The 25,914-nt window shown below is 31.8% G+C and carries 18 protein-coding genes and 2 pseudogenes; 8 read left to right on the top strand and 12 right to left on the bottom strand.

All coding sequences use genetic code 11. The annotated features are described in order from the left end of the window. Window position 1 precedes the first annotated feature (1 nt). On the bottom strand, window positions 2-1,735 hold the full coding sequence (locus ANG_RS09670; protein ID WP_025271977.1) for an ABC transporter ATP-binding protein: 1,734 nt from the start codon (window positions 1,733-1,735) through the stop codon (window positions 2-4). Window positions 1,736-1,966: 231 nt separating this feature from the next. Here ANG_RS09670 and ANG_RS09675 point away from each other — a divergent pair, with 231 nt between their 5' ends. The 8 genes from ANG_RS09675 to ANG_RS09710 all read left to right on the top strand — a co-directional run bounded on the left by ANG_RS09675 (window position 1,967) and on the right by ANG_RS09710 (window position 10,060). Then, window positions 1,967-2,941, top strand: a complete 975-nt coding sequence (locus tag ANG_RS09675; RefSeq protein ID WP_025271978.1) for a helix-turn-helix transcriptional regulator — start codon at window positions 1,967-1,969, stop codon at window positions 2,939-2,941. Between the two features lie 217 nt (window positions 2,942-3,158). Further along, window positions 3,159-4,094: an ABC transporter permease gene (locus ANG_RS09680; protein WP_025271979.1), complete on the top strand. Its 936-nt coding sequence runs from the start codon at window positions 3,159-3,161 to the stop codon at window positions 4,092-4,094. Next, entirely contained in the window at window positions 4,095-4,913 is an 819-nt protein-coding gene (locus ANG_RS09685) for an ABC transporter permease (RefSeq protein WP_002843647.1), read from the top strand. A gap of 2 nt (window positions 4,914-4,915) precedes the next feature. After that, complete coding sequence (locus ANG_RS09690; protein ID WP_038677352.1) at window positions 4,916-5,704, top strand: ABC transporter ATP-binding protein; 789 nt, start codon at window positions 4,916-4,918, stop codon at window positions 5,702-5,704. A 1-nt stretch (window position 5,705) separates the two neighbouring features. After that, window positions 5,706-6,485, top strand: coding sequence for an ABC transporter ATP-binding protein (locus tag ANG_RS09695; RefSeq protein ID WP_025271980.1), 780 nt, complete (start codon window positions 5,706-5,708; stop codon window positions 6,483-6,485). A gap of 71 nt (window positions 6,486-6,556) precedes the next feature. Continuing rightward, complete coding sequence (locus ANG_RS09700; RefSeq protein WP_002843664.1) at window positions 6,557-8,191, top strand: ABC transporter substrate-binding protein; 1,635 nt, start codon at window positions 6,557-6,559, stop codon at window positions 8,189-8,191. A 177-nt stretch (window positions 8,192-8,368) separates the two neighbouring features. Continuing rightward, window positions 8,369-8,728, top strand: coding sequence for a plasmid mobilization protein (locus ANG_RS09705; protein WP_000013391.1), 360 nt, complete (start codon window positions 8,369-8,371; stop codon window positions 8,726-8,728). Next, the gene (locus ANG_RS09710; RefSeq protein ID WP_025271981.1) at window positions 8,729-10,060 is read left to right on the top strand and encodes a relaxase/mobilization nuclease domain-containing protein; all 1,332 of its coding nucleotides are present in this window, start codon (window positions 8,729-8,731) and stop codon (window positions 10,058-10,060) included. Window position 10,061: 1 nt separating this feature from the next. On the opposite strand, the gene ANG_RS09715 is transcribed toward ANG_RS09710, so the two are convergent. The 11 genes and pseudogenes from ANG_RS09715 to ANG_RS09755 all read right to left on the bottom strand — a co-directional run. Further along, window positions 10,062-10,589 carry a hypothetical protein gene (locus ANG_RS09715; protein ID WP_025271982.1) on the bottom strand — a complete coding sequence of 176 codons (528 nt, stop codon included), beginning with the start codon at window positions 10,587-10,589 and terminating at the stop codon, window positions 10,062-10,064. After that, window positions 10,586-11,413: a hypothetical protein gene (locus ANG_RS09720; protein ID WP_010680161.1), complete on the bottom strand. Its 828-nt coding sequence runs from the start codon at window positions 11,411-11,413 to the stop codon at window positions 10,586-10,588. The genes ANG_RS09715 and ANG_RS09720 overlap by 4 nt, the downstream gene beginning before the upstream one ends. Before the next feature lie 18 nt (window positions 11,414-11,431). After that, a complete protein-coding gene (locus ANG_RS09725) occupies window positions 11,432-12,634 on the bottom strand; it encodes an LlaJI family restriction endonuclease (RefSeq protein WP_025271983.1) in 1,203 nt (400 codons plus the stop codon). A 15-nt stretch (window positions 12,635-12,649) separates the two neighbouring features. Continuing rightward, window positions 12,650-14,371, bottom strand: coding sequence for a 5-methylcytosine-specific restriction endonuclease subunit McrB (locus ANG_RS09730; RefSeq protein ID WP_025271984.1), 1,722 nt, complete (start codon window positions 14,369-14,371; stop codon window positions 12,650-12,652). A 13-nt stretch (window positions 14,372-14,384) separates the two neighbouring features. Then, a complete protein-coding gene (locus ANG_RS11585; protein ID WP_269446315.1) occupies window positions 14,385-14,765 on the bottom strand; it encodes a DNA cytosine methyltransferase in 381 nt (126 codons plus the stop codon). 35 nt (window positions 14,766-14,800) lie between these two features. After that, window positions 14,801-15,607 (bottom strand): DNA cytosine methyltransferase, encoded by an 807-nt coding sequence (locus ANG_RS11590; protein WP_269446316.1) that lies wholly within the window; start codon window positions 15,605-15,607, stop codon window positions 14,801-14,803. Between the two features lie 18 nt (window positions 15,608-15,625). After that, window positions 15,626-16,687, bottom strand: a complete 1,062-nt coding sequence (locus ANG_RS09740) for a DNA cytosine methyltransferase (protein WP_025271985.1) — start codon at window positions 16,685-16,687, stop codon at window positions 15,626-15,628. Next, window positions 16,680-16,910 carry a helix-turn-helix domain-containing protein gene (locus tag ANG_RS09745; RefSeq protein WP_010680156.1) on the bottom strand — a complete coding sequence of 77 codons (231 nt, stop codon included), beginning with the start codon at window positions 16,908-16,910 and terminating at the stop codon, window positions 16,680-16,682. Before ANG_RS09745 ends, ANG_RS09740 begins: the two co-directional genes overlap by 8 nt. Window positions 16,911-17,057: 147 nt before the next feature. After that, a complete protein-coding gene (locus ANG_RS09750) occupies window positions 17,058-17,717 on the bottom strand; it encodes a hypothetical protein (RefSeq protein ID WP_025271986.1) in 660 nt (219 codons plus the stop codon). 52 nt (window positions 17,718-17,769) lie between these two features. Continuing rightward, window positions 17,770-18,069, bottom strand: a pseudogene (locus ANG_RS11685) (helicase); the annotation flags it as partial. A 101-nt stretch (window positions 18,070-18,170) separates the two neighbouring features. Next, window positions 18,171-24,927, bottom strand: a pseudogene (locus ANG_RS09755) (helicase-related protein); the annotation flags it as partial. Between the last annotated feature and the right edge of the window lie 987 nt (window positions 24,928-25,914).

Here is a 25,914-nt window from a genome sequence, read left to right on the forward strand (position 1 = left end):
CCTACTCAACATAATTTTGTATATAAATATTCCACATATCTGCATAATGCCCGCCTAAATCAATAAGCTCATTATGTGCCCCTTGTTCAACAATTTTCCCTTTTTCAAAAACCACAATTTTATCAGCATTCTTTATTGTGTGCAGTCTGTGAGCAATCATAATCACTGTTTTATTCTTTAATAAGTTCTCTAATGCAATTTGAATCTTATGTTCATTTTCAATATCGGAATAAGATGTCGCTTCATCAAAAATAATAATCGGGGCATCCTTTAAGATCGCTCTTGCAATGCTGATTCTCTGCTTTTGACCTCCAGATAATTTAAAGCCTTTATCACCAATTTTAGTTTTATATCCATCAGGCAAGCCAGAAATAAAATCATGTATTTGAGCATTTTTGGCAGCATAATATACTTCTTCTTCATTGACATTTAAGCCCATTCTGATATTTTCAAATAATGTATCCTCCATAATAAAGACATCTTGAAAAACAAAAGAAATTGATGCCATAAGCGAGTCCGTACTTAACTCATTAATTGGAATACCGGATATTCTAATTTCGCCACTGTCAACATTCCAATACCTTCCTATCAGTGTTGCAGCAGTCGTTTTACCTGCTCCCGATTCACCAACAAATGCAGTAAATGATTTAGGCTCTATCTTCATTGAAATATTTTTCAATACAAGGTTGTTTTCATCATATCCAAAATTCACATTTTCAAATTCTATTTCTAACGATTCTGATTTAACCCTTTTTTCGCCGTTTTTTTCAACAGGAGCAGAAAATAATTTCTTTATATTTACAAGCCCGCTATTTAGCTCTATTCTTCCCATAGCGATATTGAACAAATTAAAAAATGTTCTATAAAAACACATCGTCAATAACATAAATACAAGTAATTCTTGTGATGAAATCAATTTATTTAAATATAAATAGCCTCCAATAGGTAAAGTAAATAGCACTCCTGAATCTAAGATTACAATCGTGAATGCGAGTGGATAACAAGAGCATTTAGCCATATCTTTAAGACATTCAGTATATTTTTTTGATGATTTGCTTAAGCCGACAAACTTATCTGCTGTCAATCCAAACATTTTTATTATGGACATACAGTTCACATATTCATTCGTTACTCCCATCACCTCCGAAAATGTATTGGTATACTTCATTGTTAAATCCGGATATTTTCTCATCATGAATGTAGGCAAAAAAACACCCACAATAACGGGTATTATCATAACCAATGTCATCCAAAGGTTTATATTAAACATTAATACAATCGCTATAACAGGAATTACTATTGCCTGAATTATCTCAACTAAATTATGTGCTATAAAGACCTCAAGTTTTTCTATATCGTCAAATAACGCTGCTTTTAGTTCTCCTGTTGATTTATTGTTGAAAAATCCCAAATTTACTTTTGATAGATATTCCAATGCTTCCATTTTTAAACGGTGAATTATGTTGTAGGCTGCGACATGAGTACATATCATTGTTGCCGACATCAAAATATTTTGTAAGATGGTCGATATAACCATAACCAATGACCACATCAATACTGTATGAATGTTTAGAGTCTTTCCTATTAAAGATAAAATCATCTGATACAAAATAACATAGGGGGTAAATGATAAAACTCCACTGAATATCCCTAACAATACACCTATAAAAATTTTGACTTTTTCATATTTCAACAATGAAAATATACTTATGTTTTTTTCATCAAGTCTTTCCATGTTCTCTCACCTCTTTATCGTTTATTATCACTAATAGGGTATGATAAAGGAAAAAATAAATCAACATATTGCATTTCATAAATAATCCAGTCTAAATATTGATGTAACCCCTTTATTTAAGCCATTTTTATCGTTTTTTTCGTTTAATAATTAAAAATATCGTGATATAAATTTGGTTGATTATGATATTAAATTATGGTAGAATGATATAATGATAAGGAGGTATGTTTCATGAAAAAAACAGTCATTGAATATTACGAAGAGCTTCCACAAAATTTGCATTTTTATAAAATAGAAGAAGAGTCAACATTAGGTAATAATTTCTACCGAATGAATGCCGAATATGGTTGTGGTAGTGTGCAAGTAATGAATTTCCACAATCAATTTCTAATTATTATTGCCGACTTTATCCCAAGTAACAATTTTGAAAAGGTATCTGAAATAGAAGAAGAATATTTTGAAATCAGTCAATTTGAAACAGATTCCAGTTACTTCAAGGTAGGCGGAAAAAAAGTGAAACAAGTCGATAAAGGAATTTGCTGTTATGCCAATACAAGAAAAGTTGCTTATGCCTTTTGTGAATCAAATAAGCCAACAAGCTTTACAAAAGTAATCATTACAAAGAAATACTTTGATTCATTTTTAGAAGAAAGATTTGGTAATGCCTATGAAACCTCAAAAGATGCTTTAGACTTTCTTGTAAAAAACCCCAACTCTCCGGAATTAAATTTTGTTTTTCAGCAAATAAAAGATTGTCCTGCTGTTGGAAATACCAGAAATTTATATATGGAAGGAAAGGTAATTGAAATACTTTCGCTTATAACAAGCACGATAGAACTGAAAAAAAATCGTCCTCATATTTCTGTAAAATTAGATCGTAAAGACAAGCGTTCATTGAATAAAGTTATTACATTCATGAAACATAATCTTTCATCCTATCCTTCTATTGAAGAATTGTCTAAAATAGCTAATATGAGCTGTTCTCGTTTCCAAATGGCTTTTAGACAAGTATACGGGACAACTGTTTACGAGTATCTAAAAGTAATGCGGATGAATTATGCTCTTCTTTTATTACAGGATACGGATGATAAGATTTATCATATTGCTCTAAAAGTCGGATACAAAAATGCAGGGCATTTCGCAAAAATTTTTAAATCAACATTTAAGATGAGTCCTATGGAATATCGTAATATTCACCATCTATAGCATATATGGTATCATGATATTTTTTATATGTATCACAATATTTTAACTTATTGTTCTTATACCTCTTCTTAAATCCTTATTTTCAGCGGTTAAACATGGACTTTTAGCGTTTTTTTAATGAAACTAATCGCCCTTGTTTATAAGTCTAATAATAATGTAAAATGTGAGTTAGTTAAGTTCGGCTAACTCACATTTTTTTAGTTAAGGAGGGATTATTTTGAGAATCATAAATAAATTTTTCAGATTGGTTTTAGTGCTATTTATGATCAGTATAATATCCTTTTTTCTGGCAAATATATCCTCCATTGACTCTGCTGAAACAATCGGACATCATCTGTATGGTAATCCAAGCCAAGAACAAATTGAAAATATTCGTATAGAGAAAGGATTGGATAAACCCGCACCTATTCAATATATAAAATGGTTGCAACACGCATTGGTTGGTGATTTAGGAATATCCTATCAAACATCAAATCCTGTATTAAGTGATATTAAAGATAAACTTTTTGCCACTGTTAAACTGGTAATTGTATCTCTTTTTTTTATTGCGGTGATTACTATTCCTCTTAGTTTAGTTTCAGCGTACAAAAAAGATACTTTGATAGATAAATCTATTCAAGTTATAACCATATTAGGTATTTCTGTGCCTTCATTTTGGCTCGGATATGTACTTTTATCTATATTTGCGATTAAACTTCCCATTTTTAAAGTTGTCGAATACGGAAACTTTAGGAGTTTGATTCTTCCAGCAGTAACTCTGGCGGCACCTGTTATTTCTTCATCTGTAAAGATATTAAGAACCACACTATTAGAAAATTCCGAGCAGGAATATGTTACATACGCCAGAGCAAGAGGATTATCCTACAAAAGAATATTATACGCACACATTCTAAAAAACTCTCTTCCCCCAATGATTACTTTATTTTTTCAAAATATAGGAATGATGATTGCGGGAAGTGTAATTGTGGAGAATGTATTCTCATGGCCGGGACTCGGAGCATATTTTATGTCAGCCATTGTAAATCGAGATACTCCAGCAATTACCGGTTGTATGTTAATACTTGGTATGATCCTCGTCATATCAAGCTATGTATCCGAAAGTATCAATCAATTTTTAAATCCTCATATTTTTACTGTAAAGGAGGATAATTAAATGTTTCGCAAGATACTTGCCAACAAACAACTATTATTCGGTTTGTCACTAATAATAATTTTTATTACTATTGCTATATTCGCACCATTGATTGCACCAAATAACCCTTATGAAGTAGACATTAGCCAGAAGTTTCTGACTCCATCTCACAACTTTCCTTTAGGTACAGATCAATTAGGGCGTTGTGTTTTATCAAGGCTTATTTATGGAGCCCGATACTCACTTAGCATTGCATTTCCAAGTATTTTCATTTTAGCCTTGATTAGTACCATTGTCGGAACTATAAGTGCTTGGTTTGAAGGTTTTTTAGATAAACTAATTTTGCTACTTTGTGATGTTTTTATGGCATTTCCACCTATTGTCATTGTTCTATCTCTTTTAGGAATACTTGGTCAAGGCAGCATAAATTTAATCATTTCCATAATTTTATCTATGTGGATTTGGTTTGTAAAAGTAATTAGAAGTTATGTTCTAATTGAGAAAAGAAAGAACTATATCATTGCAGCTAAAATTTCAGGATGCAACTCCATAGAAATTATAGTTAAACATATATTTCCTAATATTGCTCCTCTCATAGTTGTGTATTTTAGTACAGGAATTGCAGCTATTATTCTAATGATTTCAGGTTATTCCTTTTTAGGCGTAGGACTATCTGAAAACATTCCGGAATGGGGAATTATGTTGTCAAACTCAAAACAATACCTATACTCAAATCCAACACTTATTATTTATCCCGGATTATGTATTCTTCTAACTTCTGCCGGATTTAATATTTTTGGAGAATCTTTAAGAGATGTACTTTCCCCGAAGGAGGATTAGATATGGATACACTACTTCAAGTTAGAAATTTAAGTGTGATACACAGAAAAACAAAACAGAAATTGGTCAATAATGTAAATTTCAGTCTTAATAAGAGCGAGATTTTAGGTATTATCGGTGAAAGTGGAAGTGGCAAAACATTAACTTGTCGTTGTATCCTTGATCTGTTGAGTAAAAAAACATTTGATATAAGCGGTGAAATTATATTTGAGAATAAAAACATCATTTCTTTACCTGAAGAAAAATTGAATTTAATTCGTGGAAATAAAATAGCACTAATAATGCAAAATCCTATTGTTGCCTTTGATCCTATGACAAGAATAGGCAAGCAAATGATTGAATCAATACAAATACACAAAAACTTACACAAAAATGAGATTCTATCTATGTTAGAGAAAATGCTAATCGAATTTGGAATGAAAGATGTCCACAGAATTTTTCGCAGTTTTCCTTCTCAGCTAAGCGGAGGAATGTTGCAAAGATTGATGATTATATTAGCTTTGTCATTATCTCCCGACATAATAATTGCAGATGAAGCTACGACTGCACTTGATATAAAAACTCAATCTACTGTTTTAAATGAGTTTAAGAAGATAAAGGAAATGGGAATTTCACTTATAATCGTTACTCATGATTTTGGCGTAATCGCAAAACTTGCTGATAATGTAGTTGTTATGAAAGATGGGAATTTTATTGAAAGTGGAACTGTATACGACATATTTGATTCTCCAAAAAACAGCTATACCAAAGAACTTCTGCTTTCCAATCTTTTGAAAGGAGGTAAAAAATAAAATGATTGTTGCAAATAGTTTGAGTAGAAAATATCAGTGTGATTCATCGGGTAATAAGGAGTTTATATCTGTAGATAATGTTTCATTTACTTTACTTCCTAACTCATCTTATTCACTGGTTGGTGAAAGTGGATCTGGAAAAAGTACACTTTCTCTAATGCTATCTGCCATTCTCCCCCCCAGTGAAGGTACAATTTATTTTAATAATAAAGACATATGGAAAATGAATAAAAAAGAACTTCTCGCTATGAGAAAAGATATTCAACTGGTATTGCAAGACAGTTCTGGAGCTTTGAATCCCAGAAAAAAGATTTGCGAAAGTCTGTATGAACCTATCAGCAAATTATGCCACTTAGATAAAGCAGAAATCAACTCATTGATTTTATCAATATTACAAAAAGTGGAACTTCCTGAAACGGTTTTATCGAAATATCCCCATGAGTTATCTGGCGGACAACAAAGTCGAGTTTGTATAGCAAGGGCAATATGTGTAAACCCTAAATATATTATTTTCGATGAGTCTGTCAGTGGATTAGATTCAACTGTACGCAAGAAAATTTTAGACCTTCTCATAGATATAAGAATACAAAACAATATTACCTACTTATTTATTACTCATGATATTGATGTTGCTCTATATATGGCAAATCACATATTCGTTATGAAAGGAGGAAAAATAGTGGAAGAAATACCTAATGCTGTTTCGTATGATTCATTTCATGGAGAATATTCAAGGGAGCTCATCAATGCCCTACCTCCTAAATCTCCATATGACAGATGATTTACGAAACTACTTAAAGTTAATGATGGGCAAAAACAAAAAAATATAGTTTAAAGAAAGGATGTGTTTTTATGAAAAATACAAAAAAATTTTTAGGAGTATTACTTGTATTCGTTATGATACTATCTATTACAACGGGTTGCAGTTCAAAAAACGGAAATGAAAACTCACAAAAAACAAAAGAGTTAACATTCTGTGAAAGTTGGAATTTTGATGGAGGTTTCTCCGTCTTTCAAGAACCTTTAATGGCAAATGGAACTTTCGGATTGTTATACTACATTCCCAACTTCTATGAAACGCTTATAAAATATGAAAATGGAAAAATTACTCCGGGACTTGCTGACAAGTGGGAAGTCAGCAAAGACAACATGACTTATACTTTCAACCTAAAAAAGAATATTAAATTCTCTGATGGGGAAGAATTAACTGCCGAAGTGGTAAAGAAAAATTTTGAAAATGTTGGTAAAAATTTAGGAACATACAATGGTTTCTTTGGTTTAACAAGCACACTGATAGAAAAAGTTACTGTTATTGACAAGCATACTGTATCCGTAAAGTTATCAAACCCATATTATGGAGCTCTTACAGATTTTACACTTCCTTTGCCAATGGGAATTATGTCACCAAAAGCATTTAATGAAGATGGTTCTCTATCCGACTCAATTAAAAATGCTACAATGGGAACCGGTCCGTATATGTATGATGGTAAGAAAGAAAATGATACTTATACATTTGTGAAAAATCCGAATTATGACCGTAAAAAAGTTGATGTAGAAACTTTTAAGATCAAAGTTATTCCAGATAACGATGCAAAATTACTTGCTCTGAGAAACAATGAAATAGATATGATTCTCGGCACTAACAACCTAAGCTATGATTCTTATAACACTTTGCAGAAAGATAAGAATTTTACAGGAAAAACATCAGAAACAGTTATACAGACCAGATATGTTGGAATCAATTCGGACATCGCTCCATTTAATGATATTTCAGTTAGAAAAGCTATAAATCATGCCATAAATACCGAGTCCATAAGAAAAAATATTTTAGGCGATGTAGAAAAAGAAGCAACTTCTATATTAGATAAAAATTTGCCATATTGTAATGTTGACACCGAATCATACTCTTATTCTGAACAAAAGGCAAAAGAATTACTTGAAAAAGCAGGTTGGAAAGATCAAGATGGCGATGGCATTCGTGAAAAAGACGGTGTTAAACTTTCTGTTAATATTTCTTGTGCCAGTGAACAAGCTATGCTAAAAGATATTTCTGAAGCCATTGCAACAGATCTAAAGAAAGTAGGATTTGAAACGAAAACTTCCAGTTCTGAAACAATGAATCATTTTAAAAATGTTTCTGAAGGAAAATATCAAATGGCGATTGGAATAACATATAATATTCCTATGGATCCTTACAGACTGGTTGCAGCATTTTCCAAAAATCCTGTCATGGATAATATGACATCAAAAGCATTAACCAGCATGAAAAATTCAGATGAAGCAATTAGAAGTTTAAACGCAATGACTGATGAAAAAGAAATACAAAAAGTATACAATAGTATTATAACTGCACTACATGACGATGCTGTATTGATTCCTATTTCAAGAACAGTAGGAATGACTACTTTTAACTCCAGCAAAATAGCTGATTATACATTCAGTTTTGAACCGGATTATTTAGATGTATCAAACATAAAAACAAAATAAATTAAACTTGCTTAACGCTTGCTACAAATCATTCTTTTGTAGCAAGCACAGTAAGTGTGTACCCACTTACGAAAAATCGATGAAGCAGCCCCTCGTGGAGTTGCTTCTTTTTTTATCAATTTTAGCTTGTTAGGGAGTACCCTAAGACCCCAGATTTTATGAAAGGAAGTAACAAATATGGCAAATAGAATTAGAAATATTCAGCTGAAAATAAACTTAACAGAAGAAGAAAAAGCACTTTTCAAAAAGAAAATGAAGATGGCAAAGTGTAAAACAATGAACCATTTTTTAAGAAAAGTAGTATCTGAAACAGATATTTATGTTGTTGATTTACAGCCCTTTAGGGAAATACAAGGATTACTTTTTCGATACGCAAGTAGTGTAAACCAAATTGCTAAACGAGTTAATTCGACTGGGGTTATCTATAGCGATGACATCAAAGATATGCAGTCCCAAATTGAACATCTATCAAAAGAAATATGGCAAATACATTCCCTACTGCTCAATAAAACTACCAACAAAGGAGATGACATATAAGTGGCAATTACAAAAATACACCCTATAAAATCTACACTTAATCTTGCTATTGATTATATTACCAACGAAGAAAAAACCTATGAAAAGATTTTGGTAAGCACTCACAACTGCTTTGCTTCTACTGCTCATACATCTTTTTTAAAGACAAGAGAAGATAACAAAGTGAGTGGTTCTGTACTTGCAAGACACCTTATTCAATCTTTTCTACCCGGTGAAGCAACGCCCGAAATGGCACATCAAATCGGTCTTGAACTGTGTAAAAAGATATTAAAGGACGAATACGAATTTGTACTATCTACTCACATAGATAAAGGGCATATCCACAATCACATCATATTCAATAATGTAAATATGGTTACAGGCAAGTGCTATCAGTCCAACAAGAGAAGCTATCATCAAATTAGGTATCAAAGTGATAAACTATGCAAAGAAAACAACCTATCTGTTGTTGATGAGTTCTATGAAACTTATAGAAAGAAATATAAAACAAATGGTAAGTCTTGGTATGAAAATGACCAATTTAAGAAAGGTACTTCTTGGAAAAGTAGACTTCAATTTGATATAGATAGAGCTATTAAACAATCCAAAGATTGGGATGATTTTATAAAGAGAATGGCTGACCTTAATTATGAAATCAAATATGGAAAACACATTGCATTTAAACATAAGGACAAAGAAAGATTTACAAGAGCTAAGACTATTGGAGAAGATTATACTGAGGACAGATTAAAAGAGCGTATCTTAGATAATGCTAATCAAAGAACCTATGCTGTTAAAAAACGTATCGGAAATATTATTGATATTACGAATAATGAAAAGATAAAATCAAGCAAAGGCTATGAGTATTGGGCTACAAAACATAATTTAAAAACTGCAGCCGATACTGTTCTTTTGATGCGTGAAAAAGGATTTAAGTCTATCTCCCAGCTTGATGAGTTCATTAAAGAAAGTGCATTAAAAAGGCAAAATATACAGGATCAAATCAAAGTCATAGATAACAAAATTTCAACTCTATCAAATACTATGGAACAAGTTCATACCGTAAAATTGTATCGTCAAATCTATCTGGAATATAAGAAAGATCCATCTGATAAGGCTTTTTCTGAAGAACATAAATCAGAAATAACGATCTATGAAAATGCCCTTTCAAACCTAAAAAAATCTTACTCAAAACTTCCAAACTCCAAGGATATTTTGAAAGAGCTTGATTCATTGCATGAAAAAAAGAATACCCTAATGCAAGAGTATTCTTCTGCAAAATCTGATATGAAAGAACTGTATCAAATCAGAAAAAATTATGAGAAATATATGAGTAAGGAGATGGAAAGATAATTTACTTTTTCTTAAATGTCCAATAAAGATTATTGACTCCTCTCATCATTGAAAAAGTAATATTTAGTATCATAAATACTTCTATGATTAGTCCTAGTAAACTTAGTATTTTATTATAAAGTAATCCTCTTAGAAACAAATTTAGCATTACTACCAACAGAAGAATAATCTCATTCAACAATGAATTTGTAAATAAAATATGTAGTAAATCAAAAAGATTCACTTTTTTACCATATAATTCTTTAGGAGATTCTTTTTTCTTTAAAGTGTCTATTGTTCTGTTTTCGGTAGTTAATAAAAGTGTAACCAGAATTCCTGTGAATCCAATCAACATAGAGTCAACAGTTAATAAAATTTCACTAAAAATTTTTACGGCGTAAACAATATCATTAAATCTATAATACAACCCTGAAGTTATAACTGATAAAAAAACTGGAAATACTATTTCAATATTTTTATCCTGCGTATCTGATACTTGCAAATAGTCAATTACTATTCTTATCCATTCGATATTATACTTCTTTCTCATAGGACTTCTATAGCCTTTTCAAAAAATGAATTTGAGTTTACAGTACCATTTTCATTTAAATCTACATATATTTGTTCAACTTTTCCTTGATTTAGAGAATCTAATAAAACTGTAATATTATCAGAATCTCGTCCCCTTACTCTAATTCGTTTTGTCTTCTCTCCTTGTAATCCTATTTTTTTAAATCTATCTATAATTTGAGATCTAATCAAAGTTTTCCTTTTTTGAGCTTTTATCGTAATAACTACCTCATCTTGAGTCTCTGTAGTCGGTTCAATTAAATTCAAATAATCAGAACCAATTATTTCTTTTTCTACAAATAGTTCAACACTTTGTATTCTATCTAAAGCTTGTATATTACTTAAAAAATCTTCTTTTAATTCTTTTACAACCTTAATTTTATTGAAGTCAAGATTTCTATCTTTAATAAAAGAATTAATATATTTAACTATTGAAAAGGCACTGATGCCACTTCTTCTAGATTCTATAATTAAAGATGATGTATTTGTATCTATTACTATATGTGTTTTTTCACATTCTCCTTCATCTAAATCCTTATCAGAAAGTCTTTCTTGTCCATTTAGTCTAGAAATGTAATTAGGAGAGTGATTATATTTTCCTGACTTATAAATCAATTTAAAAATATTATTCGATCTTTCTTTTGTATCAAGTCTCCAAAATTTATTCGTTTTGCTATCATCATAAATAAAATTAGTATCTAGGGCAGTCACTAAATCTACTAATTTTTCCGAATCTTCATATTCCCCTCCCCTTTCACAAAAACAAATTCCGTAATATTCTATTTTCCTAAGACAACTACTCATAATTCACATCTCCTTTCTCTAAATCTTTCTCGAATAATGATCCAGAACTGAATTCAAATTAATATAATGTTCTACAATCTTAACTCCATCGAGATCGGTTCTATCTACATGAATTTTTGTATAATAAGTTTTTTCTGTAGGTAAAAGCAATCCATTATATATGAAAAATTCAGGATATTTTTGTTTTAAATTATATTGATAGAATAATTGTTTATAATTCAGTTGTTCCACTTCTGCATTAAAGTACTTGGAATCGAAAAGAACAATCTTGTGATTATCATCATCAATAAATATATGATCATACTGTATTTTATATGGACTTCTGCTCTTATATTGCAATCTTTTTTCTGCGCTTTCCACATATTCCATTTCAGGCTTAGAGAATTTATTTTGTTTGTTTTCTCCCCAAATAATTTGATCTTCTTCTATTCCACAAAAACCATCGTTGAGATATTCATTTATCATTACTTCCCAATAATTTTCAAATTTCAATGTTATAAGTCTGACATTATCTCTAGTTGTGCTTTTCCACTCTATATATTCAATCAAATTGTTAATAAGCCTTTTTTCTATATCTTTAAAATATATATTTCTAATCCTTTTTAGTTCATTAAGTACATACCTTAAGTTGTTGAATATATTGTTTTTATTAATATATTCATACGGCATAATCGTATTTATAAACTTCTTATATCTGCTTGCATCTGATAAAACGTAATTCATACATTCGCTAATAAATACACTTTTGTCCCTAGTCCTCTTAATAGTGAATGGGAAAAATATTACACCTTTTTTCTGAATGATTTTGTTTGATTTATTTACTGTTCTATTCCAATCTATGTTTCCAGCATATCCATTTTCATAATATTGTTCATTAGATAAATATAAACCATATTTCTTATAATGCATCAAAATGCCTAAATATGCTTTTATCGGAAATTCTCCTTTTATTCCCTTATCAAAACTACCATAACTTGCTTTTGATTTCGATAAAATATAAAGTATTTGTTTCATACAAGAAACTTGGTTGTGTTCATCATCAACTTTATAATGTTTTGGAAATGAAAATAAAATTTTATCATTTTTTATAATTGCTCCGACAAAAGATATTGTAAGACTTCCATTGTATTGATCACAATAATCAAATATCTCCCAAGAGTTTACGAAGTCTTTATCAACAGTTTGACCATCATTTACTACACGAATTTCCTGTTGACTCATTTCGCACCTCTACAATTATTGTTTATCATATAAATCAATTAGTTCTTCACTAAATACATTAAGTTTCTCACCAAAATCTTTATATAGAGAAGAGAATGTTTTGTAATCCTTATTAAATATCTTATACTCATCAGAAATAACTGCACCTTGTACATCATCCCATAGGTAATGCAATAGTTTATTTTGTATTGCAGCAAATTTTTGTTCATCATTACTATAATTATTAAATTTAATGAAGAACTGTCCAATTTGTTTATCTTCACTAAGTTCTAATTTTGTAGTTATAAGCTTATTTAATGACATGTACAATTTATTCCATTCAAATTCCTTATTTGCTAGAGTAAACACATATTCGTTCATGATTGTTCCATCTTTAGAAACAGGACTTACATCAACATATACAAATTCAAATCTTCTTTTAAATGCTGTATCTATTACGTTTACATTTTGGTCACTTGTATTAACTGTTCCTATTATATGAAAATTCCTTGGTAAGAATATTTTTTTACCGATATTAATGCCTTTTTCATCAAAATGTTGAATTATTAAATCATTATTAATTGAGTATTCGCTAAGTCCGTTCTTATCCCTATCTAATAATTGAAAAATATCACCGAATATACTTGCAATATTTCCTCTTGACATTTCTTCAACAATTAAAAAGATTTCCTTGTCACTATATTCAAATGCCGTTGCGAGTGCTTGAGAAAAAATTCCCGCCTTAAAGTCATATCCAATTTCACCGTTTTTTGATGTCGGCATAATATTTCCTATAAAATTGTAATATGAATAATCCGAATAAACGGTTGTTTTAAAAACAAATGGATTATCTTTATTCTCAATGTCCGGATAGCAATTTCTTATTAACTTATCCACTCCATAACTTTTTCCTGTTCCAGGTGCTCCAAAGTATATATTTTGAATATTTCTGTTTAACTTGTTACATTGAATATCATTGTAATTCTCAAATTCAATATTTTCGACGCTTATCTGTTCATCACAATATTCAAAATAACTAGATTTTAAATCTGAAATATTGTCTTGATCATTGAAATCCCAAAACTCATCAAACATGATAATATCCAATAGTTCAGACTTATACTTACTATCATCTTTTGTAGGTACTATAAAAAACACCTTGTCAGACTTAACCTCAATAAATTTTGACCATTCAATAACGCTCAATAATTCATTAATTTGCCTATCCTGATGCTTCCAAATTCTTTCACTAGTTGGAGCAATATTTGAAGGCAAATTTTTAGTCGTCCTATATTCCTCAATTTGTTTTATCAGTTGAATCCTATCGGCATCAATTTGCAAAGCTATATTTTCATTGTAAAAAATAAAGTTTACTATTTCATCTTTTGTTAAATAAACTTCTCCAGAGTTCATTTGATAGTAAATAAAAAGTATTTTAATAATTTCACGCATCGGAGCTAATTTAATGCCATCACTAACTGCGTTTTCAAAACTTTCTTTTGTCCTTGGATTTGGAAATTGAAATGTTTTAATAAAATTAAGCACAACACTTCTAACATCACCCTTAGCTGCTAGTTTTGCACTGTTACCTTTATTGATAAGGTTTAAATAAAATCCAATTGTATTAGCATTATTATTTGTAGATTTATCTTCACTAGCTGATGGAACTGAATCTGTTAAGAACATTTTTGCAAATGATGTAGCTTTTTCTTCTAAATTAGATACCCTCATATCATTTGTATATAAATAATGGAACATATTAATCTCCTCTCTATAGATTATCTAAAAACTCTTTTACAGCTTTACCTATTGCTAAAGCTAATTTGGGTGGTACAGCATTACCAATCATTTGATATACACTTCCTTGCGACCCAATAAAGTTAAAATCATCGTCAAATGATTGAAGTCGTGCTGCTTCACGTGGTGTAATACTTCTAGCTTGGGATGAATCGTAGTGGATAAATCTATTACCATCCTTATATAAATGAGCAATGATTGTCGTGCTAGGCTCATCCTTTCTCAAAACATGGTATCTATGTATCGGTGACTTAGATCCAACTTTTTGTTCATATATTTTAGTAATAGCCGCAGCGTTGGTATATTTCTTTTCACCAGTCTCAATATCTTCAGCCAACATTTTGTAAATATCCATATCTCTCAAATTATGGTAACGAGGTATATGCCAATTTATCCCTTCTTGATAAGTATATGCTTTTTTATTTGTTCTTTTTTTTCATCCCAGATAGGACTGATTTTAGGCAGATCATCTATTGCTTCTCCCACCGTCACCTCTTTCTGTTGATATTTAGGTAGAATTACATTATAAAAATCATCAATCTTATCATATATAGAGTTTAAAGAATCCAAATCCTTTCTAACGCCAAGTAAAATCACCCTTTTTCGCCTTTGAGGTACTCCATATTTAGAAGCATCAACAACCCCATACTTCAGTATCTTATTGCTGATTACATATCCACTTTTTTTAAACTCTTCTTCAATTATTTCAATTATCTTTTTGTCATTTGGCTTTGCACTTAATATTCCAGGTACATTTTCAAATACAAATACTTTGGGTTTATATCTTTTTACAACAGATAGATAATGTTCGAAAAGATAATTTCTATAATCGTTTCGCATTCCATTTTCGTCCCTAACTCTACCTGCAATTGAATAAGCTTGACAAGGTGGCCCACCTATAATTAAGTCTACACCATTTGATTTTTTAACATAATAATCTAGCCCCAAAGAGGAACCAAAGTTCTCATCATTACTCCAACCATTAAATAGTTCATCTTCTCTCTGTATATCAAAGTGTAGTACAGATTCATCCGCATCTAATATATTATATTTATTTTTTAATCTATGCCTTAGCGTATCTACTTGTGGCTTCAGCCATTCAACTGACGATATGCACTCATAATCACCAGTTTGCATAAATCCATCTTCCAGTCCACCACAACCAGCGAATAAGTCTATAAATTTATATTTTTGCATACTACTGTTAACCTTTCTCTATAAATAATCCTTGAGTTTTTTTGCAATAGCATACCCCAATTTAGGTGGTACTGCATTCCCAACTTGCTTATATTGTTCGGATTTATTCCCATAAAAAATAAAATCGTCTGGGAAAGACTGTAACCTCGCACTCTCTCTTACCGTCGGTATTCTATTATATTTGTAGTGAAAATGTGATCTATGCCCAGTATTTATAGTTAATGAAGGTTTCTTGCTATGATATCGTGTTAATGCTTCATTATATTTATACATATTCCTATATTCTTCTGGTAAAGCTTTATAATTTTTCCCTTCTGGCACAAGAGAAATCATCTTCACTGTTTTTGACGAATGAATTGTTCCTATATTGTTATATAATTTAGTTGAATTTTTTCTCATTTCAGCTTGATATTTTGTTTGTGGACTACATTCATATTCCTGTATCTCATCGCCATAAATACCTTCTAAAGATGGTAAGTCTCCTATTGCATCTTCACAAGTAACAAAATTTTCTGATGAAAGAATAGGCTCTGGAAATGTAAACCCTTCCTTAGAATTCAATAGCCCTACAAAAAAAGCTCTTTTACGTATTTGTGGAACACCATATTCAGGTGCATATAAAACTTTCACTGACATTTTATAACCAAGCTTTTCAAAATCATTAAATATTCTTTTTTTGCCAGCACCATCATAAAGTGTTAGCATTCCAGGAACATTTTCTAATACAACAGCTCTTGGCTTCATTCTTTCCGCCAATTTAACCATCGCTTTATATAACATATTTCTTTTATCATCTTCTTCTCTTTTACCAGCTAAAGAAAAGCCTTGACAAGGCGGCCCACCAACTAATACATCAAGTGTATTATGTTCTCTACCAAACTCTGAAATTATGTAATTAATATTATCAAGATTAAATAAATCCAATTTTAATGCTTTAGCTTTGCCATGATTATTTTCAAAAGTTTTCAATGCACTATCATCAAAATCAATTCCTAAAATAACATCAAAACCAGCGTCTAAAAATCCTTTGGATAGCCCACCAGCTCCTGAAAATAAATCTATAACTGTAAACTTAGACACCCGTTTTTCCTCCATCTTCAATACTTACACACTCTACAATTTCCGAAATATCGCATTCCAATACATCACATATCCTTAGCAATACATCAGTAGTAACATTTTCGCCATTTTTTATTTTGTAGAATGTACTTTTACTTACTTTTGCTTTTTCCATAAGCTCAGTATTCTTCATTTCTATATCTATTAATTTCTTAAATAATTTTTTATAGCTTAGTTTCGACATGATTATCCTCCAGTCTTATCTATCCTAATATCACATCTTTTCTATTATAGCATAATAATAGAACTTTTAGTAGTATTATCTTCCTTTTTCTCGAACTTATTTTATAAAAAAATAATCGGTGCAGTCCGAAGACCACACCGACATATTCTATCTCTCAGTTTCCTTTGAAGCTTCTTTCTTCTCCATAGGTTTTGCTTTTTCTTCAGCCTTATATTTCTTTATTGCTCCAAGCACAGATTCTTTCTTTTCTTCTTGGTTTTTCATCTGTTCCTTTGCTTTTAAAAGCTTAGACGATAGGATTCTAATATTAGTATGTTCCTTTCCATTATCATCAATGGATGTTCTTACCTGACCAAACAGCTTTACAAAGTCACCTTGCTTAAATTCCTTTGGAATATCACCTTTATCTCCATAAGCTGAACAATTGGTATAAGTCTTATTCCCCTCATCATCTTTTGCCACAACCGAGAAATTAACTACTTTAAAGGCTTCTCCATTTTTGTTTTCTCTTTCAATTGTTTCAATCTCACCTACGACATTCCCAACAATGTTCACTAGATCATTGTCTTCTTTTTCAATTGCTACACTTTCTTTAATCTGTCCATTTTCTCTAAGTTCATCAATCAAGTAATCAAACTCATCATTAAGTAAGCTCATACTGTCATTATCCATATACTCCTGGTATAACTTGTCCAAGGCATCTTTATCATTGATTCCTTTTTCAAAACTAATTAGTGCCTTTGCAAAATCTTCGTGATTTTCGTTTGCCATTTGTTCTAGTGTATTTCTCATTTCTTTGTAGTTCATAATATACCTCCATTTTTCTACTAAAAATGAAAAGGAGCTTGTAATAAGCCCCTTAACGTTCATCATGTTCTTTTGATTTATTTTCTCGTGTTTCTGCTTGTTTTTCTTGTGACTGATATGACTTAATTTGCCCTAAAATAGATGGTTTTTCAGATACCTTTTCTTTGCTTTCTGCTCTTGCATTAAGATTATCCTCTACATCATAAGTAGTTTCAAAATAGTCACTATCTCTAAAGTCATTATCATATCTATCTGGCACACCATCATTGTCCAAATCTTTTGCAAGCGGATCATAGATATTACCATCGTCATCTCTTTCAAGACCTAATGCTTTTTTTAGGTCATTATCATCAATAGATACAAACTCTCCAAAGTCTCCATATTCCATTTCTTGTTTTAGAAATTCCAATGCCTTTTCTTCACTTCCAAGGTCTTTGAGATAATCAATCTTTGTAATTGGTTCTCCATTGATATATTGAGTAGCTGTAAAGTCTTCTAAGCTAATTTCATATTGAATTTCATGCTTTTCATCTGGTGTAGTAGTATATGCAATTCCAATATGAGCAAGGTCAGGAAATAGATTACTAAAATTTTCATAGGTATAACTATCATCTTCATATTCCCTTTTACAAAAATCTACAATAGCCCTCTTTACATCTTCAAGTAATGGATTAAGATTTTCTTTTTCTTCTACTTCTCCCATATCAAGTAGCTTGTTTAATTCTGCCAGTCTTAATACTTTTGTCTTTAGCTCATCTGCTTTTTCAAAAGGCTTTTTAAGTTCTTCTTTGGCATTTTCAAGTTGTTCCTTTGTGCTGATAAGTTTTTCTTCAAGCCTGTTTAATTTCTCAGGCATTTTCTCAAGAGCGTTATCCAGTCTTGTAAGGTTACCGTCCGCACTTTTTCCAAGCTCTCCTGAATGCTTTGCAGCACCATTTAAGCTAAAGTTATGCTCATTGGTGAAGAAGTTATAGCTTACCTCTAAGTCCATATTTCGGTACTGTCCTATAACATTACTTTCATTAATTTTTACACCTTTAATCGCTTCTAAGAGCTTTTCTCCAGCGATCTTTTTATCTCGAATTATCTCGCCATTAATCGAGATAGAAGTGAATTTATTTTCACTACTTCCCTGTGGTTCAACATTTTCAATATCTTTTTTCACTGCTTCAATTAGCTTTTCAGTCCTTGCTATTTCTTCAGGATATGTCTTTGCAACCTTATCCTCTAATCTATAACGGTTGGACTTGTAGTTTGCCTCAAGCATTTTAAGCTTCGTAACTTCATTATCCAAATCCATCTTTTCTTTTATCTTTGGATCACCTGTAGCAAGTGCCTTAATCTCAGCATAGTTCAGACTATTTTCGTCCACATCTTCTGCCACACGAACAGGTGTCTTTGAAGTCATAATCTGTGAAATAAATTTTTGCTTATTCTCTATCGTCTGCCAAAGGTACGAATCAAATGTATTCTCCGTAACATAACGATAGATACTAACTTCCTTGTTTTCATTACCTTGACGAACAATTCTGCCACTTCTCTGCTCAAGGTCAGCAGGTCTCCAAGGGACATCTAAATCATGCATTGCAATTAGTTTATTTTGCACATTTGTCCCAGCACCCATCTTCTGCGTTGAACCCATTAAGATACGAACTTCACCTTTTCTTACCTTTGCAAATAGTTCATCCTTTTGCTTATCGGTATTAGCTTCATGGATAAAAGCAATTTCTTCCTTTGGTATTCCTAAATCTACAAGTTTACCTCTAATGTCATCATAGATATTAAAGCTGCCATCTCCTTTTGGTGTAGACATATCAGAAAACAGTAGCTGTGTTGATTTTTCTTCTTTTGTCTTATCCCAAATAGAAAATACATTTTTAACACATACATTCACCTTTGAGTTCTCATCATCTGGAAGTAATGGATTGATTAAACGCTGATCTAATGCAAGTTTCTTACCATCATTAGTGATTTTAAGCATATTATCTTCTTCAGGCTCTACGGACTTATTACGCACCTTATCTGCCCTTTCAGATAAACTCTTTAATATCTCTTTTTGTTCATCAGATGGCTCGGTCTTTATAACCTCAAAATGAGCTTTTGGAACAGGAAGATTGAGCATATCTGAGGTTTGAATATCGGCAACTTCCTTAAACATACTCATAAGCTCAGGTAGGTTATAAAACTTTGAAAAACGAGTCTTCACTCTGTAGCCTGTTCCCTCTGGAGATAATTCAAAAGCAGATTGTGTTTCTCCAAAAGTTGATGCCCAAGAGTCGAAATGCTCTAAGCCGTTCTTTTTAAGAGCATCATACTGTAAATATCTTTGCATAGTATAAAGCTCTGTCATTGAATTGGATACTGGAGTGCCTGTTGCAAAAACAATTCCTTTTCCACCAGTCATTTCATCCATATATCGGCACTTCATATACATATCAGAAGATTTAAAAGCTTCAGATTGTCCAATACCTGCAACATTTCTCATTTTTGTATAAAGATATAGGTTCTTATAGTTATGTGCTTCATCAACAATCAGCTTATCTACGCCAAGCTCTTCGAAAGTAATAACATCATCCTTTTTGAAATCATCATTTAACTTTTCAAGCCTTGTTTCTAATTTCTTTCTGGTTTTTTGAAGCTCTTTTACTGTGAAATTTTGATTTCTGTCATGCTTGTACTCTTCTACATAATTGATAATCTCATCAATCTGGTCTTGTATATGCTTTTGTTGATATTCCTTAGACATTGGAATTTTTTCAAACTGACTATGCCCAATAATAACTGCATCATATTCACCTGTGGCAATCTTTCCAATAAATCTCTTTCTGTTTTTCGGTTCAAAGTCTTTTTTATCAGCAACCATAATATTTGCTGACGGATATAGCTGCATAAACTCTCTACCAATTTGTCCTGTTAAGTGATTAGGAACTACAAATAAGGACTTAGTACACATTCCAAGTTTTTTTGCTTCCATAGAGCTTGCTACCATTTCAAAGGTTTTGCCAGCTCCTACTACATGGGCAAGTAAGCTGTTGCCACCATATAGTATTCTTGCAATTGCATTCTTTTGATGATTACGAAGTGTAATATCCGTACTCATTCCATCAAAGCTTAAGTTAGAACCGTCATATTCACGATTACGAATAGAATTAAATCTCTCGTTATATGCTTTAACAAGTCTTGTTCTTCTATCTACATCGTTAAATATCCAGTTCTTAAACTCTTCCTTGATAAGCTCTTGTTTCTGTCCTGCAAGCATGGTTTCTTTTTTATTTAGTACCGAAGTCTTTGAACCATCTGGATTTACTAATTGGTCAAAGACTTTTGTTTCTTTAAGGTTTAGGGCATCTTCAATCAGCTTGTAGGCACTCACTCTACTTGTTCCATAGGTCATTTCAGCAAGGTCATTTCCTCTATCTTTGCTCTTTCCCTCAACATTCCATTCACTGGTTAAATGTGAAAATTTAACTTTAATATCCCATCTTGCATATCCTGGAGTCTTTAATGTTTCAAATATGAATCTTTCAATATCCTTAGGTGGAATCCATGTTGCACCAAGCCTTACATTGATTTCACTTGCTTCAAGTTCCTTTGGCATTACTCTTTGAAGTTTTGCTTTTTGATATTCCAGTCTGCTTAGTTCATTTACAAGTGTTTCCCTTTCGTTTTCACTTTCTTCTGGAAGCATTCGTTCTGCTTGTCGCAACCTATTGATATAACTATCTACAATACCTATTTTTTCTCTAATATTTCCACTTAAGTATTCATCTTTCGTTACATAGGTATACTTAAAGGAGTTAGTCTCTTCGCTACAAGCAAATGGTAAATCACCATCTTCCAAGTCAAAAGAAAGCTTCTGATTAAAACTAACATTCTCTTCCCTAATGTTTAAAAAGATTTCTCCTCTAAGTTCGTCTATAAGAGTGTTTCTATCCTTATCCGTAAGATTTGTCATGTAATCAAAATCTACATAACCTTTTTGTGAAATAGATAGTACCAATGCTTCAAGTGAATTATCTACATGGTCGATTACTTTCGCTTTTGTGATAGTTCGTTTAGAAAAAATATCGCCTTTTGCCTTGAAGCTTTCTTCTTCATCAAGTATCTCGATAGAAGATACCAGTGGGAAGTTACTATCCTCTCTTAAAGCTCTAGTATTACTCAGGTTATTTACAAAGCCATGCTTCTTAGAAAAACTGTCATAGACTACGTTTAATTTATCCTGAGATTCTTTGATTTCAGCTTCACTAAAATCTTCTTTTTGCTTGTATATCACATCCTTTAATGCCTCATTTAATTCGAGATAATCCTTAATCTTTTCCTTGTTTTTGTCTGATACTTCTCTCTTAATGAAAAGTGAATTTTCTCTGTAATATACCTCATCATCAATCAAGGTATAAGAGAAGTTTTTTACATCATCGGTTGCGGGGATTGAGGTTACTTCATCATCTAGTAGCTCTATCTCTTCATACTTCGCATCTTTTGATATTCTTTCACCTGCTATTTCAATACGGTTTTTAAGAGACTCCATATTATTCTCTTGTCCTAAAAAGGCTATCGGCTCACAAGTTAAAGTCTTTCCAAATCTACCACTAACTTCACGCATAGAACCTAATACTTGTTCAGGATGGTCTACAAAGTATTTATTGTAAGTTAAGCCATTTTCATCTTCTGCTAAATGAACCCAGTCATCGTCACGCTCAAGTACACTATCTCTTTTCTTCAGGAAAATAATATCGCTTGTCACCTCAGTTCCGGCAACACCCTTAAAGGTATCGTTAGGAAGTCTTATTGCACCTAAAAACTCTGCTCTTGCATTTATATATTTACGGATACTTTCGTCTTTCTTGTCCATTGTTCCAGATGATGTGATGAAGGCTATAACACCACCATTTCTCACCTTATCAATAGATTTAGCAAAGAAATAGTCATGAATTAGAAAGTTATTACGATTGTATTCCCTATCATTAACCTTAAATTCGCCAAACGGAACATTACCAATTGCCACATCAAAGAAGTTATTTGAAAAACTTGTCTCTTCAAAGCCTTTCACTTGCACATCACTTTCAGGATAAAGAAGTTTTGCAATTCTACCACTAACAGAATCAAGCTCAACTCCATAAAACTTTGACTTGCTCATTTCATCTGGAAGATTACCGATAAAATTACCTACGCCCATCGATGGTTCTAAAATATTTCCATTCTTAAATCCCATTTCTGAAAGCGTACTATATACTCCATCAATTACAATTTTAGGCGTATAAAAAGCTGTTAAGGTAGATTCCTTAGCAGCCTCATATTCTGATGAGGATAAATTTTCTTTTAAGAAAGCTCTTGCTTCTTTCCATTGACCGTCTTTACTTTCATCAAAGACATCAGCAAGTCCACCCCACCCAACATATTTAGCCAAAGTTTCCTGTGCTGTGACATCTAAATCCCTTTCACCTTTTTCTATCCTGTTGAGCATTGCAATGGCTTCAAGATTATTATTTAACCTTTCACTTGGAGCAAGTTTATCAGGGAGAATATCTTCTTTAATTCTAAAGTTTGATACTTTCTCTTGTTTCTTTTCCTCAAGTCCGAAAAGTCTTTCTAAATCACTTTCTAATCTATACGGAATAACTTCTGAACCCGTAATCATTCCTCCAAGATACTCAACATTATCTTTTATTGTAACAGTCTTAAGACCACCACCCATCTCGTCAAAGCGAGTTATAGTGTAGTCTTTATCTTTATAGTGAACTTCGTCTCCAACAAGTAGCTTAGGTCTATCAAAGCTAATCTTTTCTAATAACTCTTTATCATCTGCAAAACTTACTATAGGCATCATATGATTACCATTTCTTAGAGGAGCAAGTCTTAAATCATTCTTTTTTAGAATCTCATTAAAGCTCACTTCATCATCAATCTTATATACCTCATGATCCATGTAGACCATTTTCCCAACAGATAAGTCTAATGATTTTTCTTTATCTTCTTCTGGATTAAGGTAATCAAAAAGTGTCTCTTGTTTTGCTTCAACTTGAGTAGCTTCCACAACATAATCAGCAATCTTATATGCTTCATATTTTCCACTATCAATCAAAGTATCAACCTTTGTGCTTTCTTCAAAATCTACTCCTCGATTAAGTGAATATTCTACTCCATCAACTACTACTTTTCTTCCAGTATCCTCAAGGCTAATCTCTAAGCTATCTTGTTTACTTGCAAGGATAAATTCGTTACCCACCTTAATTGCCACTTTTTCATTTTGATTGTTATATGAATATTCTTTAAGGCTATCAACAAACTCGCTCATCGTAACAAAGTCGATATTGTCCTTAAATTCTTCAATTTGACTTATGCTTACATCGTCATTTATTAGATAACCTTTTAGTACATTGAATTTTGCAAGTTTAATATCTAGGTCTTTTAGATACTTTATCTTTTCTGATGTAACACCGTTTGTATCTTTGTTCCAGTCATCAATCAGCCATTTTAACTGTTCCATCTTCCAAACAGGAAGCTTTGGATCTGCAATTTCTGTAATCTCATTTCCATAAAAGTCATATTCTTTAATGGCACTCATAATCTCTTCTAACTGTTCAGAATTAAAATCGCTTAGCTTAATATTTGTGCCTTGAAGTGCTTCTTCTAATTTGCTTGTGGTAAGTCTACTGATTGCAATATCTCTTGATACCTCGTACTCTTCCATTATAGATCCGACTTCTTCGGCAAAATTAGGGCTTAATTCTTCTTCAAATTCCTCTATAACTTCGTTGTTAATTTCTTTATGAATTACATCATCTTCAAAGCTAAGTTCACCATTAAAAACCATCTGAAGCTCTTGTTCATCCATCTGTTTTTTAAGTTCTGTGTATTTAAGTTCTCTAAAAGTTTTTGGAAAATCCTCTAAAATTAGTCTTTGAGCATTTAGCTCTTTAAGCTCATTGATATTAAAATATCCCCATTCAGGCTCTATTCCTAAAACAAGCCCAAAGGCATCGCCACTTTCTCTATCATACTCTGTCATATACCAAGTCCAGTTACTTCTAAATGGAATAATATATGCTGCATGAACTTCTTTTTCGGCAAGGCTTATTTTTTCCTGTTCATAAAGTTCAGGAACACGCTCAAGCATTTCATCAGTCATTAGATTATATGGATCTTCCTTAGAATAGAAAAAGGAAGCATTTTCTGCTTCCTCATTCATATCTTCTATGCTGTTTTCTATGCTTCTACTATTTCCTTTATCACCATCTCTTTTAGGGCTGAAATCATCGCCTTGTACTCTGGATGATTCTCGTCCGTTATCTTCCAAGCTTCCATCATCTTCGGTTTTTCCTCTCTCATAAAGTGGATTGCTCTTTTCTGTACTTCCATTAGATGCATTAGTAATTCCTTCTCTTTGTAAAGGTCTATTAGCATTTGATAGTGTTTCTCCTCGCTCGTTTCTGTAAGAAAGTCCAGTCTCATCACTGCGTAAGTCGGATTTGGAAATTTTTCCATGAAGCTCTTCTCGTTTTCCAGATTGTTCAAGGTCTTCTCCTTGATTTTTGAAATTATCTCGTCCGTATTTTCCATTTCCAAGAACTCGGTTTCTTGTATCATCATCTCTTTGGTCATTTGATCGAATAGCATTTTTTATACCTCCTAATTCATTATTATTTTCGTTAATCTTATTATAATCGGCACCTATACTCTTTGTCAGGTCTTGATTGACAGATAAATTTCTTGTTCTTACCATTGTAGCTTCAATAATATTACTACAAGCATTGGAAATACAGTTACCAACACTCATTAAAGAAATTCTATCTAAGTACTTAAAATTTTCTTGTAAGTTATCCATTGGAATAGGATAATCCAGGTTAAATCTATTTGAAATTGCAAAGCTAATAGAATTTCTCATAAAGTTTACAAATGAGTTTCTATCTTCATCAGAAATTCTCAAGTTATTACAAAGCTCATAGATGCTGTCATCTGCATAAACTCTGCTAAGTGAGTAGATATTTTCAGATAACTTATCACTTGCTTCAAAGCCACGAAGAGTAAGCATATCTTTTAGTGCTTCTTCATGTTTTTCTCTATCAAACGCCCATAGTTTTACCTCATTTACGCCTCTATCCATAGATACTGTCTGACTAATATCAAAGATATATCCAACCTTTTGAAATGGATAGGTTTCACTTAGGATTGGAATACCCTTTTGTCCTCGCAT

It is taken from the genome of Streptococcus anginosus subsp. whileyi MAS624 (genome assembly GCF_000478925.1).
GTDB lineage: Bacteria > Bacillota > Bacilli > Lactobacillales > Streptococcaceae > Streptococcus > Streptococcus whileyi.

Bases quoted from the DNA above. Each gene is read 5' to 3' on its own strand.
- ANG_RS09750 (WP_025271986.1), bottom strand. From the start codon at position 17,717: ATGAACTACAAAGAAATGAGAAATACACTAGAACAAATGGCAAACGAA.
- ANG_RS09745 (WP_010680156.1), bottom strand. From the start codon at position 16,910: ATGTCGAAACTAAGCTATAAAAAATTATTTAAGAAATTAATAGATATA.
- ANG_RS09700 (WP_002843664.1), top strand. From the start codon at position 6,557: ATGAAAAATACAAAAAAATTTTTAGGAGTATTACTTGTATTCGTTATG.
- ANG_RS09730 (WP_025271984.1), bottom strand. From the start codon at position 14,371: ATGTTCCATTATTTATATACAAATGATATGAGGGTATCTAATTTAGAA.
- ANG_RS09695 (WP_025271980.1), top strand. From the start codon at position 5,706: ATGATTGTTGCAAATAGTTTGAGTAGAAAATATCAGTGTGATTCATCG.
- ANG_RS09720 (WP_010680161.1), bottom strand. From the start codon at position 11,413: ATGAGTAGTTGTCTTAGGAAAATAGAATATTACGGAATTTGTTTTTGT.
- ANG_RS09715 (WP_025271982.1), bottom strand. From the start codon at position 10,589: ATGAGAAAGAAGTATAATATCGAATGGATAAGAATAGTAATTGACTAT.
- ANG_RS11585 (WP_269446315.1), bottom strand. From the start codon at position 14,765: ATGGATATTTACAAAATGTTGGCTGAAGATATTGAGACTGGTGAAAAG.
- ANG_RS09725 (WP_025271983.1), bottom strand. From the start codon at position 12,634: ATGAGTCAACAGGAAATTCGTGTAGTAAATGATGGTCAAACTGTTGAT.
- ANG_RS11590 (WP_269446316.1), bottom strand. From the start codon at position 15,607: ATGCAAAAATATAAATTTATAGACTTATTCGCTGGTTGTGGTGGACTG.
- ANG_RS09705 (WP_000013391.1), top strand. From the start codon at position 8,369: ATGGCAAATAGAATTAGAAATATTCAGCTGAAAATAAACTTAACAGAA.
- ANG_RS09685 (WP_002843647.1), top strand. From the start codon at position 4,095: ATGTTTCGCAAGATACTTGCCAACAAACAACTATTATTCGGTTTGTCA.
- ANG_RS09670 (WP_025271977.1), bottom strand. From the start codon at position 1,735: ATGGAAAGACTTGATGAAAAAAACATAAGTATATTTTCATTGTTGAAA.
- ANG_RS09690 (WP_038677352.1), top strand. From the start codon at position 4,916: ATGGATACACTACTTCAAGTTAGAAATTTAAGTGTGATACACAGAAAA.
- ANG_RS09675 (WP_025271978.1), top strand. From the start codon at position 1,967: ATGAAAAAAACAGTCATTGAATATTACGAAGAGCTTCCACAAAATTTG.